Origin of the sequence: Arthrobacter sp. SLBN-112, from assembly GCF_006715225.1 — a bacterium.
Classification (GTDB): domain Bacteria; phylum Actinomycetota; class Actinomycetes; order Actinomycetales; family Micrococcaceae; genus Arthrobacter.
The window spans coordinates 968,570-984,856 of sequence record NZ_VFMU01000001.1 but is presented as its reverse complement, the minus strand read 5'-3'; the positions used below and the strand labels follow the sequence as shown (position 1 = coordinate 984,856).

16 protein-coding genes are annotated in these 16,287 nt (G+C 65.0%); 6 read left to right on the top strand and 10 right to left on the bottom strand.

What is annotated here, in order from left to right; genetic code table 11:
• Positions 1 to 11: 11 nt before the first annotated feature.
• The 3 genes from FBY33_RS04580 to FBY33_RS04570 all read right to left on the bottom strand — a co-directional run bounded on the left by FBY33_RS04580 (position 12) and on the right by FBY33_RS04570 (position 2,917).
• Positions 12 to 800, bottom strand: a complete 789-nt coding sequence (locus FBY33_RS04580) for an aspartate/glutamate racemase family protein (RefSeq protein ID WP_142029496.1) — start codon at positions 798 to 800, stop codon at positions 12 to 14.
• The gene (locus FBY33_RS04575) at positions 797 to 1,480 is read right to left on the bottom strand and encodes a GntR family transcriptional regulator (protein WP_142029495.1); all 684 of its coding nucleotides are present in this window, start codon (positions 1,478 to 1,480) and stop codon (positions 797 to 799) included. Before FBY33_RS04575 ends, FBY33_RS04580 begins: the two co-directional genes overlap by 4 nt.
• A 78-nt stretch (positions 1,481 to 1,558) precedes the next feature.
• Positions 1,559 to 2,917 (bottom strand): MFS transporter, encoded by a 1,359-nt coding sequence (locus tag FBY33_RS04570; protein WP_142029494.1) that lies wholly within the window; start codon positions 2,915 to 2,917, stop codon positions 1,559 to 1,561.
• A 324-nt stretch (positions 2,918 to 3,241) separates the two neighbouring features.
• Between FBY33_RS04570 and FBY33_RS04565 the strand changes: the two genes are divergently transcribed.
• Positions 3,242 to 3,775, top strand: coding sequence for an HPP family protein (locus FBY33_RS04565; protein ID WP_142029493.1), 534 nt, complete (start codon positions 3,242 to 3,244; stop codon positions 3,773 to 3,775).
• Here the strand turns inward: FBY33_RS04565 and FBY33_RS04560 are convergent.
• Positions 3,735 to 4,577: an ACT domain-containing protein gene (locus FBY33_RS04560; protein ID WP_142029492.1), complete on the bottom strand. Its 843-nt coding sequence runs from the start codon at positions 4,575 to 4,577 to the stop codon at positions 3,735 to 3,737. The genes FBY33_RS04565 and FBY33_RS04560 overlap by 41 nt on opposite strands.
• A 161-nt stretch (positions 4,578 to 4,738) precedes the next feature.
• Between FBY33_RS04560 and FBY33_RS04555 the strand changes: the two genes are divergently transcribed.
• Complete coding sequence (locus tag FBY33_RS04555; RefSeq protein WP_142029491.1) at positions 4,739 to 5,821, top strand: FUSC family protein; 1,083 nt, start codon at positions 4,739 to 4,741, stop codon at positions 5,819 to 5,821.
• 56 nt (positions 5,822 to 5,877) lie between these two features.
• Here FBY33_RS04555 and FBY33_RS04550 read toward each other — a convergent pair whose 3' ends face one another.
• Positions 5,878 to 7,107 (bottom strand): MFS transporter, encoded by a 1,230-nt coding sequence (locus FBY33_RS04550; RefSeq protein WP_235010448.1) that lies wholly within the window; start codon positions 7,105 to 7,107, stop codon positions 5,878 to 5,880.
• Positions 7,108 to 7,262: 155 nt separating this feature from the next.
• On the opposite strand from FBY33_RS04550, the gene FBY33_RS04545 reads away from it, so the two are divergent.
• The 3 genes from FBY33_RS04545 (at position 7,263) to FBY33_RS04535 (ending at position 10,422) form a co-directional block, all read left to right on the top strand.
• On the top strand, positions 7,263 to 8,006 hold the full coding sequence (locus FBY33_RS04545; protein ID WP_142032546.1) for an IclR family transcriptional regulator: 744 nt from the start codon (positions 7,263 to 7,265) through the stop codon (positions 8,004 to 8,006).
• 113 nt (positions 8,007 to 8,119) lie between these two features.
• A complete protein-coding gene (locus tag FBY33_RS04540; RefSeq protein WP_142029490.1) occupies positions 8,120 to 9,307 on the top strand; it encodes a 4-hydroxybenzoate 3-monooxygenase in 1,188 nt (395 codons plus the stop codon).
• Between the two features lie 59 nt (positions 9,308 to 9,366).
• Positions 9,367 to 10,422 carry an FAD-dependent monooxygenase gene (locus tag FBY33_RS04535; protein WP_142029489.1) on the top strand — a complete coding sequence of 352 codons (1,056 nt, stop codon included), beginning with the start codon at positions 9,367 to 9,369 and terminating at the stop codon, positions 10,420 to 10,422.
• Here the strand turns inward: FBY33_RS04535 and FBY33_RS04530 are convergent, their stop codons facing one another.
• The 5 genes from FBY33_RS04530 to FBY33_RS04510 all read right to left on the bottom strand — a co-directional run bounded on the left by FBY33_RS04530 (position 10,423) and on the right by FBY33_RS04510 (position 15,626).
• Positions 10,423 to 12,243 carry an ABC transporter permease gene (locus tag FBY33_RS04530; RefSeq protein WP_142029488.1) on the bottom strand — a complete coding sequence of 607 codons (1,821 nt, stop codon included), beginning with the start codon at positions 12,241 to 12,243 and terminating at the stop codon, positions 10,423 to 10,425. It lies immediately after the preceding gene.
• Positions 12,240 to 13,304 carry an ABC transporter ATP-binding protein gene (locus FBY33_RS04525; RefSeq protein ID WP_142029487.1) on the bottom strand — a complete coding sequence of 355 codons (1,065 nt, stop codon included), beginning with the start codon at positions 13,302 to 13,304 and terminating at the stop codon, positions 12,240 to 12,242. Before FBY33_RS04525 ends, FBY33_RS04530 begins: the two co-directional genes overlap by 4 nt.
• A gap of 47 nt (positions 13,305 to 13,351) precedes the next feature.
• On the bottom strand, positions 13,352 to 14,428 hold the full coding sequence (locus tag FBY33_RS04520) for an extracellular solute-binding protein (RefSeq protein WP_142029486.1): 1,077 nt from the start codon (positions 14,426 to 14,428) through the stop codon (positions 13,352 to 13,354).
• A gap of 168 nt (positions 14,429 to 14,596) precedes the next feature.
• Positions 14,597 to 15,031, bottom strand: a complete 435-nt coding sequence (locus tag FBY33_RS04515; RefSeq protein WP_142029485.1) for an acyl-CoA thioesterase — start codon at positions 15,029 to 15,031, stop codon at positions 14,597 to 14,599.
• A gap of 91 nt (positions 15,032 to 15,122) precedes the next feature.
• A complete protein-coding gene (locus FBY33_RS04510; protein WP_142029484.1) occupies positions 15,123 to 15,626 on the bottom strand; it encodes a GNAT family N-acetyltransferase in 504 nt (167 codons plus the stop codon).
• Between the two features lie 156 nt (positions 15,627 to 15,782).
• Between FBY33_RS04510 and FBY33_RS04505 the strand changes: the two genes are divergently transcribed.
• Positions 15,783 to 16,280, top strand: coding sequence for a MarR family winged helix-turn-helix transcriptional regulator (locus tag FBY33_RS04505; protein ID WP_142029483.1), 498 nt, complete (start codon positions 15,783 to 15,785; stop codon positions 16,278 to 16,280).
• Positions 16,281 to 16,287 lie beyond the last annotated feature (7 nt).

The following is a 16,287-nucleotide window of genomic DNA, read 5'->3' as shown; positions in this document are numbered from 1 at the left end:
GGTGGGTTTGGCTAGGGGGTGGGCTGGGGAGTGCCGGCGTGTTCCTGGCGGGCGGCGAGGGCCGAGTCCAGGTTGCCTGACAGTCCCTTGCGGTCCTTGGCCGGGGGCGGGGCGAAGGCGCCGGCCCGGTGCGGGCCGGACTGGAGTGCGGCGACTGCCTCGGCCATGCGGACGCCGGCGGAGATCCCGTCCACGACGGGGACGGGAATCTGCCCCTTGAGTTCGCGGGCAAGGCCGGCAAGCGGGGCGCCGGCAAGGATGACGACGTCGGCGCCGTCCTCAGCCACGGCCTGCCGGCTGAGTGCCAGCAGGGTTTCCCTGAAGTCCTGCTGCACGGAGGCGATGCTGTTCAGGGAGTCATTGATGGAACGGATGGAGGCCAGCCTCCCGGCAAGGCCGAACTGCTCCACGCACTCCCGGTACCAGGGCTTGATCCGGTCCGAGATGGCAATGATGGAGAAACGGTGGCCCTGCAGTGCGGCTGCGCACAATGCGGCCTCGGTGATGCCGATGACCGGCACGTCCGCCAGTTCCTTCAGGGCCGGCATGCCGGGGTCGCCGAAGGCGGCCACCACCACGGCATCCACCCGGGCTGCGCCGGGGCGGGTGTGTTCGGCGATGAGCTCTGCCACGGCACCGGCGGCGATCAGGGATTCGAAGCGGGTCTCGATGTATTCCACGCCGTGGCCGGCCGTCCGGACCAGCAGTTCGGTGCCGGGGGAGGCGGATCGGAGCGCCTCGGATTCAATCAGCGCCGTGACATCGGCGCTGATGTTGGGGTTGATGACCAGGAGTTTCATTTTCTCTTCCGGTGGAATTCTGGTTCGGTCTTCTGGAAGTCCTCGGGGAACTGGTCCCGGTACTTTCCGATGTGTGATGCGGACTGGGCGGCTGCCTTGTCCGGATCGCCGCTGGCAATCGCGGCGTACAGTTCGCGGTGTTCCCGGATGAGTTCGGGCAGGTCGCTGACGTGCCGGAACAGCCAGTGCATTCGGCCCTGGAGGGGTTCCAGGGCGGATTTGAGGAAGTTGTTGTCCGCGATGGCGGTGATGGCGTCGTGGAATTCGCTGTTGGAGCGGTGCGCCTCCATCACGGAACCCTTGGCCAGGAAGGCTTCGGCGTTGTCCAGCAGCCCCTCCAGGTATGCGAGATCCTCTGCGGTGGCCCGCTTGGCGGCGAGCCGGCAGGCCAGGACTTCCAGGGACTGGCGGACGTCGAAGAGGTCCTCCACGTCCTTCGGGCTGAGGCTGCTCACTTCAGCCCCGCGTGCGCCGCGGTCGCTGATCAGGCCTTCCTGGCGGAGCATGCGCAGGGCCTCGCGGACCGGCAGCCGGGAAACGGAGAATTCGGCTGCCAGGTCGCGCTCCACCAGCCGCGTGCCGGGAGCGTAGTGTCCTTCGAAAATCCTGGTGCGGAGGGTGTCCCGGACGGTTTCGCGGAGGGGGCGGTCCTTGTCCTGGGTCTCTTCGGCGGTCAGCATGATGCTCCATTCGGATTTTTGTTGGCACTGCTCCCGGCTGCGGGGGCGTTGTTTGCAAGTTTCCCTGCGAGGGTCAGCTTAGACAGGAAGCCGCTTGTTGTAGTTCAGGGTGAGCACTGATGCGCCCATGATCACCGCGGAAGCGACGAAGTACAGCAGCGCCCAGGTATAGGAACCCGTGGCCCCTACGATCAGGCCGACGGCGATCGGAGTGACGAACCCGGAGATGTTGCCGCTGAAGTTCATGGCGCCGCCCAGGACGCCCGCGTTGGTGCGGCCGCCAAGGATGGAGGGGATGCTCCAGAACAGGCCTACCCAGCGCAGGAAGAACATGACGAGGGAGAGCAGGACCACCGCGGTGGTGGGGTCCGGGACCACGGTGACGCCCACCAGGCCGCCGATCACCACGGCGCTGGAGATGCCCAGGAGGGTGCGCATCACCCGGTTGGCTGAGGCGCCGGACGCACGCCACTTGTCCGCAATGGTGCCGCCCAGGATTTCACCCACGAAGCCGGCACCGAAGATGACGAAGGTGGACCAGCCGATGGTCTTCAAGTCGAAGCCCTTGGCCTGGGCCAGGTAGAGCGGGCCCCAGGTCAGCAGGCCATAGAACACTCCATTGAAGCCGAGCCAGCCGAAGCACATCGCCCAGAAGGAGCGGAACTTAAGGTAGGGGAGCAGCGCGCGCTTGCCCTGGCTGCCGTCGAGCTCGGCTTCGGCATCCTCGGCAGCGTGCGACGCTTCGATGTACTCGGCTTCGGCGGCATTGACACCGCGATGCTGCCGCGGGTTGTCCCGGACGTACCACCAGACGGCCAGGCCCATCAGGACTGTTGCGGCGCCGGCGATGACGAAGGAACTGCGCCAGCTGCCCGTTGCGGCGATGAGGCCGGCGATGAGGATGCCGCCGAGGCCTGCACCCAGCGGGGCGCCGGCGTCCAAAATGGTGGCTCCGCGGCCGCGCTCCGACTTGTGCATCCAGATGGCGTTGAGCTTGCCGCCGGCCGGCATGACACCTGCTTCGGTCACGCCGATGCCGAGGCGGGCGATGAACATGCTCAGGAAGCCTCCTGCCATCCCTGATGCGGCAGTTGCCGCGCCCCAGCCGACACAGGAAGCGGTCATCACTTTGCGGGGACCGAACTTGTCGATGAGCAGGCCCACAGGGATCTGCATGAGGGCGTAGGTCCAGAAGAAGGCGGAAAGCAGCAGGCCCACAAGCTCCGGGGCGAGATTGAACTCCTTTTGGATGATGGGCAGTGCGACCGAAATGGAGCCGCGGTCGATGTAGTTGACGGCAACCAGGACGAGCAGGAGCAGGAACATTTTCCAGCGGACGGAGGTGCGCCGTTGCGTTCCGTCCTTTCCGTGCGTTTCGGTAGTGCCGGGCGTGGCCTCGTCGGACGTGGCCGTTGTTTCAGTGTTTGGGATGGACACAGCTTCTCCTTCACGGGGAAGTTTACGGATGGGGAGGATGCGAATGTTGTGGTACATGCCCGGCAGTGCAGGTGTGGCCTGCCGGGGGGAAAGGTCCGCTGGACGATCCGGAGCGTGCAACGGGAAGTGCCGTTTTGGGATCCCGTTTTGGGATCCCAAAAACAACGGTAGAAGTGACTCGGGCCACTGTCAAGGGTTTTTGCTTCCGGCAACGTGACGGGGACTTGCTGACGGATTGTGACCGCCACGCATGGGGTAAGGCCGGGGTGAGGGCGGCATTAAAAGCTCCCAGGCCGCCAGTCGTACCCGCAGAGAGGAACAGCCATGAAAACCGCACTCCTGGACCGCGCGAAGCAACGCTGGGACAAGTTGGGTGCCGGCCTTTACGCCGCAGTCCTGAGTATCCTGGTCCTTGCCGCCAGCGGCCTGGTGGGCCTCCTGTTCCACCTGCCCTGGCTGTTCCCAAGCCTCGGCCCCACGGTGATGCTGTTCTTCGAATCGCCCGAGCAGAAAGCATCAAGGCCGGCCAACACCCTGGTGGGCCACGGCGTGGGGCTGGCCGCAGGTGCGCTCTGCCTGTATGCGCTGGGCCTGCAGGACCAACCCTCCGCCGCGGTGGGCGGACTGACGCCGCTGCATGTCCTCAGCGGCGTGTTGTCGGTTGGGCTGACCACCCTTGTCCTGACCTGGCTTGGCCTGCCGCACCCTCCAGCGGGCGCCACGACGCTGATTGTCAGCCTTGGCATCCTGTCCGCACCCATGCAGCTGGTGTCCATGGCTGCTGCCATCGTCCTGGTGACCGTTGTGGGGTGGGGGCTCAACGCGCTGTTGGGGACCCGGCCGGCCGGTAGGACATGATCTCGGCCAGTTCCGCCAGCCGGTGGGCCCGCGCGGACTCGGCCGGTGTGAACGGCTCTCCCGGCCGGGCGAAGGTGATGGGGCCATGCCATGCGGTGGGGATCTTAAGGTGCGTCCCGCCGTCGGACACCTTCAAGCCGGCGTCCGACGGCGGCACAATCCGTGCGTGCAAAAGCTCGGCCACCGCCAGGGGCAGTTCGTCCGGGGCGGCAGCGATCCTCGCTGCCAGGCTGAGCGCCCTGGTCTGCCCGTCAGCCATGGCCAGCGCAGTGGTGGGCCAGACGTGCGGACTGCCGCCGCCGCCGTCGTGCAATGCCGCCAGCAGCTCGTGCTCGCCCACCTCCCCAGGAACCGAAAGGACAAACTCATCCAGGACCCCATCCGGAACCGGGTGGACGTGGATGCTCAGGATGTTGGTGTCCAGCCGGGCCAGCGCCCCCGTGATCCGCTGCAGCGAGCCCGGCTGGTCCCGGAGCAGCGTGCGCGCCCGCCAGAGGGACGGCGCCGACGCCAATTGCCGCCGGTGCCGGAGGGCCGGGGCGTGCAGCCAGCGCAGCAGCACCCGGGCCGCTGAGGGCTCGGCCACCCAGATCACCAGCACTGTCGCGGTCAGTGTCAGCACCAGGACCTTGGCCACATAGGGAAGGTGGGTCTCCACCACCAGGGCGTGGACCAGCAGCTCGATGGGCAGCATCACTGCGATGTTGGCCAAGGTCAAACGCGCCTTGGGCGGTTCGGGCATCAGGCCGCAGACCTCGCAACGCAGTTCGGCAGCGGGCGTGTTGTGTGCAGGGCGTGTCATGACACCAGCATCGCCCTGCGCTGTTTCCGCCGCGTTGCCTCCTGATTCCATTCAGGGGAACGCGCCGGGGTACTTCCAGGGCCCGCCCCGTAGGATTTACCAGGAACGTCAGCGCGGCCGCCCGTGAGAATCCACCCAGGAACCCCAGGAAGGCGCTGCCCGTGAAGTTGTTTGCTGAAATGTTCAGCATTGCCCCCGGCAACAAGGACCACCACCCCGCGTTGAGGTGTGCCGTGGGCGTCTTCGTTCCACTGATCACGCTGGTGCTGCTCGGCAGGCTGGACCTGGCAATCTTCGCGTCCTTCGGTGCCTTTACCGGGATCTACGGCCGCGGTGAACCGCATGCGGTCCGGTTTGTGCTGCAGCTGCGGGCCGGGCTTCTGATGCTGCTGGTCATGCTCCTGGCGGCGCTCGCGGCCCGGATGGGTCCCGCCTGGGGCCTGGACGCCGCCGCCCACACCTGGCTGCTGGTCCTGGCCACCACGCTGGTGGCCGGCGCCTGTTCCGTTGCCATTTCCTGGCTTCGACTGCGCCCTGCGGGTTCGCTGTTCCATATCTTCGCCTTCGCCGCCATCGCCTCCATTCCCAACCAGCCGCCGCTGTGGCAGGGCATGCTGGTGGCCGTCCTCACCACGGTGTTCGCCCTGCTGGTGGGTTTCTCGTCCAGGATCCTTCCCAGCCACCGCTCTCCCTGGACCAGGCCTCCCCGGATCCGGCGCACTCCCGCGGAGAAGCGCACGGCCTGGCTTGAGGGATTCGGCTACCTGGCGGCCGCCGGCCTTGCCGGTGCGCTGGCCACCTGGGCAGGGGAGCGCCTGGGATTCGGGCACAACTACTGGGCCATGGTGGCTGCCGTGGTGCCGCTGGTGGGCCACACCACGCGGCACCGGGTACGCCGGGGCGTCCAAAGGATCATCGGCACAGTCCTGGGGCTGCTGGTCCTGGCTGCCGTCCTGCTCGTTGGCCTGCAGCCGTGGCAGACCGTGCTGGTGATGGCGCTGTGCCAGTTCGGCGCCGAGATGTTCATCATCCGCCAGTACCTGCTGGCCCAGGTGTTCGTGACACCCCTCGCGCTGGTCTCAACACTGCTGGTGGTCCCGGCCTCACCCTCCATCCTGCTGCGGGACCGCATCATCGAGACGGTGATCGGCGCCGCCGTCGGCATCGCCGTGGTGCTGGCTCCGGGCGCGTGGCGCCGCATCAGGCAGCGGCGCCGCATCAGGCAGCGGACGACGGCGGCCTGACCGCCTTTGCCGTCGGCCTGCCCTGCAGCCCAGGGGCAGGCCGGACGGGTGTCCCGTTACGGACGTTCCGCGGCTGCTTCTTCCCGCACGGCTCGGATCGTGTGTGGCACTGCCATCAGCGCGACCACGGCGATCGCGGCAGCGGCGGCAAAGACATAGAAACCCCACGGGTAGGCGATGTTCGCAGCCACCAGTGTGCCCGTCACGGCAGGGCCCACAATGGCGCCAAGCCGGCCTACACCGGCTGCAAAACCAAGCGCGGTGGCGCGCAGGGTTGCCGGGAACAGTTGGCTGACCCATGCGTAAACCAGTACTTGTGCACTGAACACGAACACGCCCGTGACAAAGACCGCCGCGTTGAGTAGCAGTTCGCTTTGGATCTTGACGCTCAGGACCGCCAGGAAGACCGCGGAGAGCCCGAACCACAGCAGCACCACACGCTTGGTGCCGTGCTTGTCAGCCAGGATCCCTGCGATCACCAGGCCCACCACTGCCCCCACGTTGAGGACCAGCAGGAGAACCAGGCCGGTGCTGACGGTGTACCCGGCGCCGGCCATCAGCTGCGGAAGCCAGGTATTCAGGCCGTAGACCAGGAGCAGGCCCATGAAAGAAGCCGCCGCGATGGACAGCGCCACCAGGGGGTAGGGCTTCCGTGCCAGGTCCCGGAAGCCCGTGCGGGCTGCGGCAGGTTCTTTTCCTTCCGCGGCTAAGGGAAGGGTTTCCGGGAGCTTGAACCACAGGAAAGGTGCCAGGGCAAAGCCTGCGAGGCCGCCCACGATGAACATCATCCGCCAGTCCGGGATCAGCAGCAGGGCAAGGAAGGCCGTGGCCACAGCGCCGGCGTGGTAGCCGGTCATGGTCCGGGTGGTCGACTTTCCGGCGGTACCTGCCGGAGCGTAGTCGTTCATGTACGCCAGGGCGGCCGGGAGGCAGGCGCCGAGCCCCAGCCCGGCAAGAAGCCGGAAGGCGCAGAACACCGCAACGTTGGGTGCGAACACCACGGCGATGGTGAAGATTGAAAACCACAGGACGCAGGCCACCAGAAGGCGGCGCCGCCCAAAGCGGTCGGACAGGGGGGCGATGAACAGGGCGCCGGCGCCAACGCCAACCAGTGAGATTGTGGCTGCCAGCGTGGCGCCCACCGCGTCGAAGCCAAGGTCATGGGTCTTGATCAGCGTGGGAATGACGGTGCCCAAAACCACCAGGTCAAAGCCGTCAAGAACCATCGCCAGCCAGCAAAGCCAGACCGGCCACTTGGAGCGGTGCTGATGTGGCGCAAATGACATAGGAATACCTCGGTGTATCGTCCAGGAGTTTTCGCGGCAGGCTGCTTTGCCGGTGGTGGTGTGGGCAGCATTGCCCATATCCCCAGTGAGGTTTGTATCACTAAGGGGTGTAATCTGGGACAACTTTTCCCATTCAATGGAAGCAGGTGTTCGCGCTGGCCAACTCCCCGTCCGGCGACTCCGTGGTGGACCGGATCGTCCGGCTGATCTCCGCCTTTCCCCAGGACGTCGGCGCCCTGCAACTGGGCGACCTTGCACAGCGTGCGGGCCTGCCGCTGACCACAACGCACCGGCTGGTAGGCCAACTTGCCGCCCATGGGTTGCTCGAGGCGGCGCCGGGCGGCATGGTCCGGCCCGGGTTGAGGCTGTGGGAGCTGGTGAACCGGACCTCGCCCACGCTCGCCCTGCGCCAGGCGGCCATGCCGTTCATGGAGGACATCCAGCAGGTACTGCACCAGAACGTGAACCTGGCGGTGCTGGAAGGCTGGGAGGCGTTGTTCGTGGAGCGGCTGTCCAGGAGGGGATCGGTGGCCAACCGGGCGCAGGTGGCGGGAAGGATGCCTATCCATATATCGTCCGCCGGCCTGGCGCTGATGGCCCACCAGGATAAAGCGTTGCAGCAGGAGTACCTGGGCCAGTTCACCGATCCCGATGGAAGGCTGGCAGCGGACGACGTCAGGACGCTGTTGGCCGAAACGTTCCATCAGGGCTTCGCCCAACTAAAGGGAGTCGTGGATCCCGACACCTGGGGCATCGCCGTCCCGGTCCTGAACCGGAGGCAGCGCGCTGTGGCGTCTCTCGGCGTCGTGGTTCCGCTGCGCGAGATGCGCCTGCAGGCTCTGGTTCCTGCACTGCAGACTGCTGCCCGCGGAATCGCGCGGCAGCTGGCTGATGCCTGATCCGTTGAACGGAATCGGTGTAACGGCAGTCACGGCTTCCCGCCCACACTGTTGGAAGACGAACCGATACGGTGCCGCCCACGGCGGGGCCCGCAATGAAGCGAGAACAGATCATGGCACGAAATGTCATCACCACCCAAGTGGCCATCATGGGAGGCGGTCCGGCAGGGCTGATGCTCTCCCACCTCCTGGCGAAGGCAGGCATCGAGTCCACGGTGGTCGAGGTCCGCAGCCATGAGGAAATCTCGCACACGGTGCGCGCCGGCATCCTGGAGCACGGCACCGTCAATCTCCTTGTGGACAGCGGGGTCTCGGACCGGGTGCTGCGCGACGGGGACCGGCATGACGGGATCGAGCTGCGGTTCAACGGCGAGAGCCACCGGGTCGACTTCAAGGACCTTGTGGGGGAGTCCGTGTGGCTGTACCCGCAGACGGACGTCTTCCTGGATCTCGCGGCACGCCGGAAGGACGACGCCGGCGATGTCCGCTACAGCGTCACGGACACCACCGTCCATGATCTTGAGGGCAGGCCGAAGGTCTGGTTCACCGATTCCGAGGGCGTTGAGTTCGAGATCCAGGCCGACTTCCTGGTGGGTGCAGACGGATCGCGCAGCCACTGCCGGTTCCAGATCCCGGAGGCCCACCGCAAGTGGTACTTCCATGAATACCCCTTCGCCTGGTTCGGCATCCTGGCCGAGGCGCCGCGCAGCTCCGACGAGCTGATCTACGCAAACTCCGCCAACGGCTTCGCCCTGATCAGCCAGCGCACGGAGACTGTGCAGCGGATGTATTTCCAGTGCGACCCCAAGGAGAACGTGGCCGAGTGGGATGACGACAGGATCTGGGCCGAGTTCCGCAGCCGGGTCAACGGCAACGGCTTTCAACTCAAGGAAGGGCCGGTCATCGAGAAGATGGTGCTTCCCTTCCGCAGCTTCGTCCACACGCCCATGCGCCACGGCAACCTCTTCCTGGCCGGCGACGCCGCACACACCGTGCCGCCCACCGGTGCCAAGGGACTGAACCTGGCCATCAACGACGTCAAGGTCCTCTTCGAGGGACTGGACAGCCACTACAACGCCGGCTCCGACCGGCTGCTGGAGACCTACAGCGAACGCGCCCTGGACAGGGTGTGGAAGGCGCAGCAGTTCTCCTACTGGATGACCACCATGCTGCATACCCCCGCCGGCGCGGACGACTTCTCCCGGGCGCGCCAGCTCGGCGAACTCAATTCGGTGGTCTCCTCCCGGCATGGCATGGCCTACCTGGCCGAGGCCTACACGGGCTGGCCCGTCGGCGCCTAAGAACCCAGCAGCCGCCGGACTGCGTCCACTGCCCGGTGGGTGAGGCATAACATGATGCCATGGAAACGGTCTCGATCGTTGGCGGCGGCATCGCTGGACTGGCCCTGGCGGCCTGCCTGGAGCCGGACCGCTTCGAGGTGACGGTCTACGAGAAGCGGCCGGAATTGCCCACGGTCGGCACCGTGCTCGCGATGTGGCCGAACGCCCAGAGAGCGCTGGCGCGGGTGGGGATCCTTGGCCAGGCCCGGGCGGTCAGCCCGGTCCTTGGCAGCGGATCCATCCGCAATGCTGCAGGCGAACCGTGGGCCACGGTCAACGGGGGCGAGCTGTTCGGAATGTCCCGGGTGGACCTCCTGAGGCTTCTTGATTCGGCCGTCCCTGGTGCTGTCCGCAGGGTCGCTGTGCACCTGCGGGCGCTGCCAGGCGATCATGGTCTGGTAGTTGGCGCCGATGGCGTGCACAGCATGGTCCGCCGTGAGATCTGGGGTGCCGGCACGAATGCCCGTGTCCAGTCGTGCATTGCAGTCCGTGGCACTATCCCGGCACCGGTCAATCCCGAGGAGGTGGGGGAGTACTGGGGGCGGGGGGACCTGTTTGGTATCGCCGCCTCCCCGGGCGGGACCAACTGGTATGCGAGCTGGCGTTCTGATCTTGGTCCCACAGGGATCGATGTTGCCCAGGCGCTGGACCAGGCCCGGCTGCGTTTTGCGGGCCACGCCCCCGCCATCCGCCAGGTGCTCGCGGCCGCCGTTCCCGAACTTTCCCTGGCCCAGCGGATCTGGACCACCCCGCCGTTGCGCTCCTACGTCCGCGGCACTGCGGTATTGGTGGGCGATGCCGCCCACGCCATGACGCCCAACCTGGGCCGGGGAGCCTGCGAATCACTGGTGGATGCCGTCACCCTTGCGGATCTGTTGAACAGCCTGCCGCAGGACAGGGCGCTCGCCGCCTACAACCGGCAGCGGCGGCTGCGGACCCGTGCCCTGAGCATGGCCTCTGCGGCAATGATGCGGGTGGCCCTGGCGGAAGGCGCCCAACCGCTGCGTGACGGCCTGCTCAACCTGGCCCGACGGCGGCACGAACGCGCCGCCGTCGGCAGCGGTTCCGACAGGTGATCAGCGGATGGCAGCGGCGGGCCGTGTAGCGTCGTCCCCACCTGGAGCCTGGGCGCCGGGAAGCACCCCGGCGCCTTGCGGGACGGGCGCTACCGGAGCAAGCCGCTTCCTGTTCCGCCTTCGCCCTGACCTGCCGTAGACCAGGTACATCGTTACGCCGGTGATGATCATGAGGAGCACGGTGTAAACGAAGGTGTTCGCAATACCTTCAGTGCCTTCTGCGCCGTCGGTGTTGGCCTTGATCACCAGGCCCAGCGGCTGTACCAGCGGATGGGCCAGGAAGATCGCGGTGTCGTAGTCATCCAGGAGGCTGTTGAAGTTCAGGGCCGTAATGGCTGCTGCCGCCGGGAGCACCAACGGCAGGAGGATACGCCGAAAGACGTACAGGGTCTTGGCGCCCATGATGACAGCAGCCTCCTCCAGGGAAGAGTTCACGGAGGCGAAGGACGCTTTGAGCATCCGAAGGGTGAATGGAATCTTCACGGTGACGAATGCGATGAGCAGGATCACCGTTGTTCCGGTGAGCACGGCTCCGCCCACCAGTGGGTTCGGGTGGTCGTAGCTGACAATCAGGCCCAAAGCCAGCAGCGCGGACGGCAGGATCCATGGGATGTGCAGCAGGTATTCGAAGGCCGAGGCCACCCAGTTTTTGTATTTCTGCAGCAGCCGGGCCACGAAGAGCAGTCCGCCAACGGCGATGACGGCGGCCAGGGCGCTGTAAACAACACTGACGATAAAGGGACGGAGCCCGGATTGCTGGGTGAGGACGCGGATGTAGTTGTCGAGCGTCAGATTGGCCAGCGAGAGCTGTCCCGTTTGGATGGCCGCGCCGTCGGCGAACGAGTACAGCACGATCAACACCACAGGGAGCGTGTAGATGGCAAACAGGAGATATGCCACAGCATGTACGGCCACATTGGCTGCGGGGTTGGTGATGTCCTGCTTCTGCAGCTCTGAGGACACCTTGGACACCGAGAAGTAGGTGCCGCCCTTCTCCAGCCGGGACATGACGGCGAGCATCAGCATGGTGGCCAGGCCCAGGATGACGGCAAGCAGCGCCGCGAGGTCCCTGGAGGTGGGGCTGTTGGTGAAGGTCAGGATCATCGGCGTAATGGTCTGGAAGTCGCGGCCGCCCAGCACCTGCGGGGCACTCAAGGCGCCCAGGCCGGTGAGGAACGACAGGATGGTGACGGCGAACAGCGTGGGCTTGAGCATTGGGAGGACGATGCGCCGCAGGATGGTCCAGGTGGAGGCGCCAAGATTCCGCGCGGCCTCGATGGTCTGGTAGTCGATGCCCTTCAGCGCGTTCGCGACGAACAGCATGTGGTTGGTGGTGGTGGCAAAGGTCATGACCACCAGGACGGCGAAAAACCCGGAGAACCACGCCGGGTCCATTCCGGGGATCAGCTTGGTCAGCAGCGAGGTGACGATGCCCTTGTCCCCGTAAATGAATTTGTACCCGGCGGCCAGCACGATGCCGCCGTAGATGAAGGTGGAGGCGTAGCCCAGGAAGAGGATGCGCGAGCCCCAAATCCGGAAGTAGTGGGTGACCAGGACAATGAAGACGCCCACCAGGTTGACGGTGACAGACAGAGCCACGGCCAGGAGGAAGCTGTTGCCCAATGCCTTCATGGCCCGTTGCGAGGAAAACAGTTTCTCCGCGGCGCGGCCCGAAAAGCTCCCGTCAGGAAAGAAGGTGGCAATCAGGATGTTGACGTTGGGCCATACCAGGAACGCGGCAATAAACCAGGTGAGGACCACGCCCACCACCAGGACGAAGGGTGATCGGCCCATGCTGCGCGCTGTGGTGTTGGTGCTCATGGCAGCGCAACCGCCTGGTCCTGGCGCAGTGAGACTCCAGTCCCCGGATGGTACTGGAGGATGTGCTCAGGCTGGACGTAGACGGTGGTGTTCGTGCCGGACTCCGGGTGCGTGCTTCCATCCTCCCTGACCAGGAGACGGATTTCCGCGCCGTGGCTGCACACCACGTAGCGGCTGTGCAGGCCGTGATAGGTGCGGGAAACAACGGTGGCGGGAAGTCCGACGGCGGTGCCCCCGTCAGCGGGCCGGTCAAGGGAGGCCTTTTCCACACGGAGGTAGGATTTGGCGTCGGCGCTGAGACCGGCACCTGAGAGCCTGCTGACCTCCGAGACAAACCCAGGTGTAAGTGCAGAGCTGTCACCGATGAAATTGCAGACAAATTCAGTGGCCGCATGGTCGTAAATGTCCTGTGGCGTCCCCACTTGCTCTATAACGCCCTTGTTGAAGACGGCGACGCGGTCACTCATGGCAAGTGCCTCGTCCTGGTCATGGGTGACATAGACGGTAGTGATGCCAAACTCGCTCTGCAGGTCCTTGAGCTGCTGGCGCAGCTGGTGGCGGAGCTTGGCGTCAAGATTGGACAGTGGCTCGTCCAGCAGCAGGATCTTTGGCCGCAGCACCAGGGCCCGCGCAACGGCAACCCGCTGCTGCTGGCCACCGGACAGCTCCGCCACGTTCTTCGCCAGCTGCTCATCGCTGAGCTCCACGCGCCGTGCGATGTCCCGCACAAGACGGTCGCTGTCTGCCGGTTTTTCCTTCCGGACCCGGAGTCCGAAGGCGATGTTCTCCCACACACTCATGCTGGGGAACAGGGCATAGTTCTGGAACACCATGCCCACCTGCCGCTTATCACTGGGAAGGCGGGTCACATCCTTGCCATCGACACGGACCGTACCCGTGGACGGCTGGATGAAGCCGGCCAGGGTGCGCAGCGCCGTCGTCTTTCCGCAACCGGAGGGTCCCAGGAGGGTGAAGAACTCGCCGGGCCGGACATGCAGGTCCAGATGCGGAATGGCGGTGAAATCGCCAAAGGTAACTTCAATGTTTTCCAAACGGATCATGGCATACCTGTCTGATGGAACGCGGGAACGGCGGCTGGCAGGGCAGGTTACGTCATGTATTCGAGCTCGATCTTCTCCACCCAGGCACCCATGTTCTTCTGGACGAAGCCCCAGTCGATGTCCTGCTGCTTAAGGTCGGCAAAGAAGCCCACGACGTCGGGGTTTGCCTTTGCCTGGGCCGCCTTGTTGACGGGCATGGAATTGAACTTTTGGGCGAACTCGCCCTGAACTTCGGCGCTGCCGAACCAGTCGATGAATTTCTGCGCCTGCTCCTTCTTCTTGGTGCCCTTCACCAGTGCGATCTGCTCCACTGCCAGCGGGACGCCAACGGTAGGGATGACCGTGTCGACGTTCACCTTGAAGGACTTTTCGCGCTCGGCGATGATCGAGGACGGCATCTGCCCCATGTCCACTTCGCCGGACGCGATGCGGGCAAACAGGTCGGTTTTTGCAACAGCGGGACTGCCGTTCTTGAAGTACTGCTCAACCTGCTTCCAACCGTCGTCCGAGATACCCAAATCACCCGAGTCGTCACGGTACCGGGAGAGGATGCCGGCAAAGACCAACTGGGCTGTGGCCGTTCCCAGGCCTGTGACCCTTTCATAACGGTCCTTGAACTCGTCCTTGGTCCACAGGTCGGTCCAGTCCTTCGGTGCTGCTTCCTTGGTGAACTTGTCAGAGTTGTAGCCGAGGAGGATGGCCTGCTTCACCAGGGGCCAGTACGTCTCCCCGTCGCCAAGTCCCTTGTCCACGTCACCGGCCCAGGCGGGCTGGTAGGCCTCCAATGCGCCCTCGTTCTTGATTTGCGAGAAGTACATGTTGTTCAGGCCAAATGCGACGTCCGCAATGGGATTGTTCTTCTCGGCAATGAGTTTGTTGGTGGCATCGGCGCCGCCGGCCCCCACGATCTCAATCTTGAACCCGGCCTCGGCCGCCTTGCCGGCCAGCCAATCGCCCCGGCCCTCTCCGTTGGAGTTGGTATAGACAACCAAAGTGTCCCCGGAACCACCTGCCGGCGCGCCGGTTGCTTCCCCCGATGACGTCGGTGGAGTGGAACCACCACCGCATCCGGCGAGGAGGGTGACGGCGACGGCGGCGGCAACCAAAGTCTGCAATTTACGCACGATCAGGACTCATTTCTGGACTGGAATCGGAGCATGTCCGCACAGCCTATAGCCGGGCATGACAAAAACCGGGCTGTTATAGCTATCGATTCGATAAACAGCCCGGCTGCCCACATTGGTCCAGTTGGGGAAACGGCGGAGGCCCTGGGTGTGAACCAGGGGCGAACGTTAGTCCTTGGCGACAGTGCCAATCAGGTGATGCGTGGGGATCCGATCCCTGTCGTAGGTGATCTCCGTGTAGCCGTGCGGTTCGGGCTTGCCGTCCTGGTTCAGGTTCACGAAGACGATCTCCTCGATGGTGAGGATGCTTTGCCGGGTGATCATGTTGCGGACTTCCGCGCGCATGGTCAGCGAGGTCCGCCCGAACCGGGTGGCCGTGAGGCCCATTTCGATGAGGTCGCCCTGGACGGCGGAGCTGACGAAGTTGATCTCCGAGATGTATTTGGTGACGGCACGGCCGTTTCCCAGCTGGAGGATGGCGTAGATGGCGGCCTCTTCGTCAATCCACTTCAGCAGGCTGCCGCCAAAGAGTGTCCCGTTGGCGTTGAGGTCCTCAGGCCGGACCCACTTGCGGGTCCGGAAGGTGATGTCCGCTGTTTCCATAGGCTGAGATTAGCTGACGGGGCTGCATGCAATCCCAGTGTGACGGTGCCAAGCGATGGCATGCGGGACGCGCGATGCCAGGGCTCCGGTGCTAGGCCATGGCGGTGTGGGCCGCGCTGCGGGCATTGATGCTCTTGGCGTAGCAGTAGGAGTGTTCCACTCCGACGTAGGGCCCGAAGTTCGGGATGGCCTCGAACCCCGAATTCTCGTAGAAGTTCCGGCCGTCCGGCTGCGCGGACCCTGCCTCCGCCTTGATGCGGGTGATCCCCTGCTTGTGTGCCTCCGCTTCGAGGGCTGCCAGGATGGAGCTGGCCACGCCGGACCCGCGGGTATAGGGCAGTACGTAGAGACGCTTGATTTCGGCTGTTGATGAATCGAGGAGCCGCAGTCCCCCGCAGCCCACGGGCTGCCCGGAGCCCTTGTCGTATGCCACCAGGAAGACTGCGCAGTCGGCGCCCGACGGCGGCTGGCCGGGTTCGTGGTCAGGCCGGCCAAAGCGGGCGTCAAGTTCGGCCTGCTGGGCCCGGCGGAGGTCGGCGCCAACCGGGTGGGACCAGGAGACCTGCCGGATGTTCAGCCTTGGGTTGGTCTGCATATCTGCCTCGATTCGCCGGAGGGGTATGCCTCACAAGGCTAGGCGCGAGGAGTTACGGAGGTGTTTCCTGGCGGTTAGCACCTGGATAACGTGAACGGGGAGGGCCTTTTCAGGATTGCTCGGTCGCCTAGTTACCAGGTGGTCTAAAATAGTTACATGGTTTCCATGGGCAACGAGGGATCCGGCTACTGGTACGGACCCGATGGGCAGCTGGACTACAGTGCTGCGGTATTGAAGTCGCTCCGGGACTATCGGGCAGCCGAGACGGAAATCCGCCGGTCCACCAGGGACTCCATGGGCATGGGGGAAACCGACATTCTTGCACTCCGGTACCTCTTGCGCGTCCAGGCCTCCGGCAAGCAGGTTGTCCCCAAGGACCTGAGCCATTTCCTCAATATTACTAGCGCCTCCACTACCTCCCTGATCGACCGGCTGGTTGCCAGCGGACATGTCCGCCGCGAGCCACACCCCACCGACCGCCGTTCCGTCGTTGTCATCCCCACGGGTGAATCGGACAAGGAAGTCCGCGAGACGCTTGGTGCAATGCATCGCCGGATGATGCAGGTGGCCGAAGGTCTGACCGTGGACGAGGCGCGCGTGGTGGTGGATTTCCTCCAGCGGATGACGGACGCCCTTCAAGCTCCTGAAGCCTGACACAACA

Excerpts from the sequence above, each read along its gene's own strand:
- FBY33_RS04580 (WP_142029496.1), bottom strand. The coding sequence starts at position 800 with ATGAAACTCCTGGTCATCAACCCCAACATCAGCGCCGATGTCACGGCG.
- FBY33_RS04575 (WP_142029495.1), bottom strand. The coding sequence starts at position 1,480 with ATGCTGACCGCCGAAGAGACCCAGGACAAGGACCGCCCCCTCCGCGAA.
- FBY33_RS04565 (WP_142029493.1), top strand. The coding sequence starts at position 3,242 with ATGAAAACCGCACTCCTGGACCGCGCGAAGCAACGCTGGGACAAGTTG.
- FBY33_RS04560 (WP_142029492.1), bottom strand. The coding sequence starts at position 4,577 with ATGACACGCCCTGCACACAACACGCCCGCTGCCGAACTGCGTTGCGAG.
- FBY33_RS04550 (WP_235010448.1), bottom strand. The coding sequence starts at position 7,107 with ATGTCATTTGCGCCACATCAGCACCGCTCCAAGTGGCCGGTCTGGCTT.
- FBY33_RS04540 (WP_142029490.1), top strand. The coding sequence starts at position 8,120 with ATGGCACGAAATGTCATCACCACCCAAGTGGCCATCATGGGAGGCGGT.
- FBY33_RS04535 (WP_142029489.1), top strand. The coding sequence starts at position 9,367 with ATGGAAACGGTCTCGATCGTTGGCGGCGGCATCGCTGGACTGGCCCTG.
- FBY33_RS04530 (WP_142029488.1), bottom strand. The coding sequence starts at position 12,243 with ATGAGCACCAACACCACAGCGCGCAGCATGGGCCGATCACCCTTCGTC.
- FBY33_RS04525 (WP_142029487.1), bottom strand. The coding sequence starts at position 13,304 with ATGATCCGTTTGGAAAACATTGAAGTTACCTTTGGCGATTTCACCGCC.
- FBY33_RS04515 (WP_142029485.1), bottom strand. The coding sequence starts at position 15,031 with ATGGAAACAGCGGACATCACCTTCCGGACCCGCAAGTGGGTCCGGCCT.
- FBY33_RS04510 (WP_142029484.1), bottom strand. The coding sequence starts at position 15,626 with ATGCAGACCAACCCAAGGCTGAACATCCGGCAGGTCTCCTGGTCCCAC.
- FBY33_RS04505 (WP_142029483.1), top strand. The coding sequence starts at position 15,783 with ATGGTTTCCATGGGCAACGAGGGATCCGGCTACTGGTACGGACCCGAT.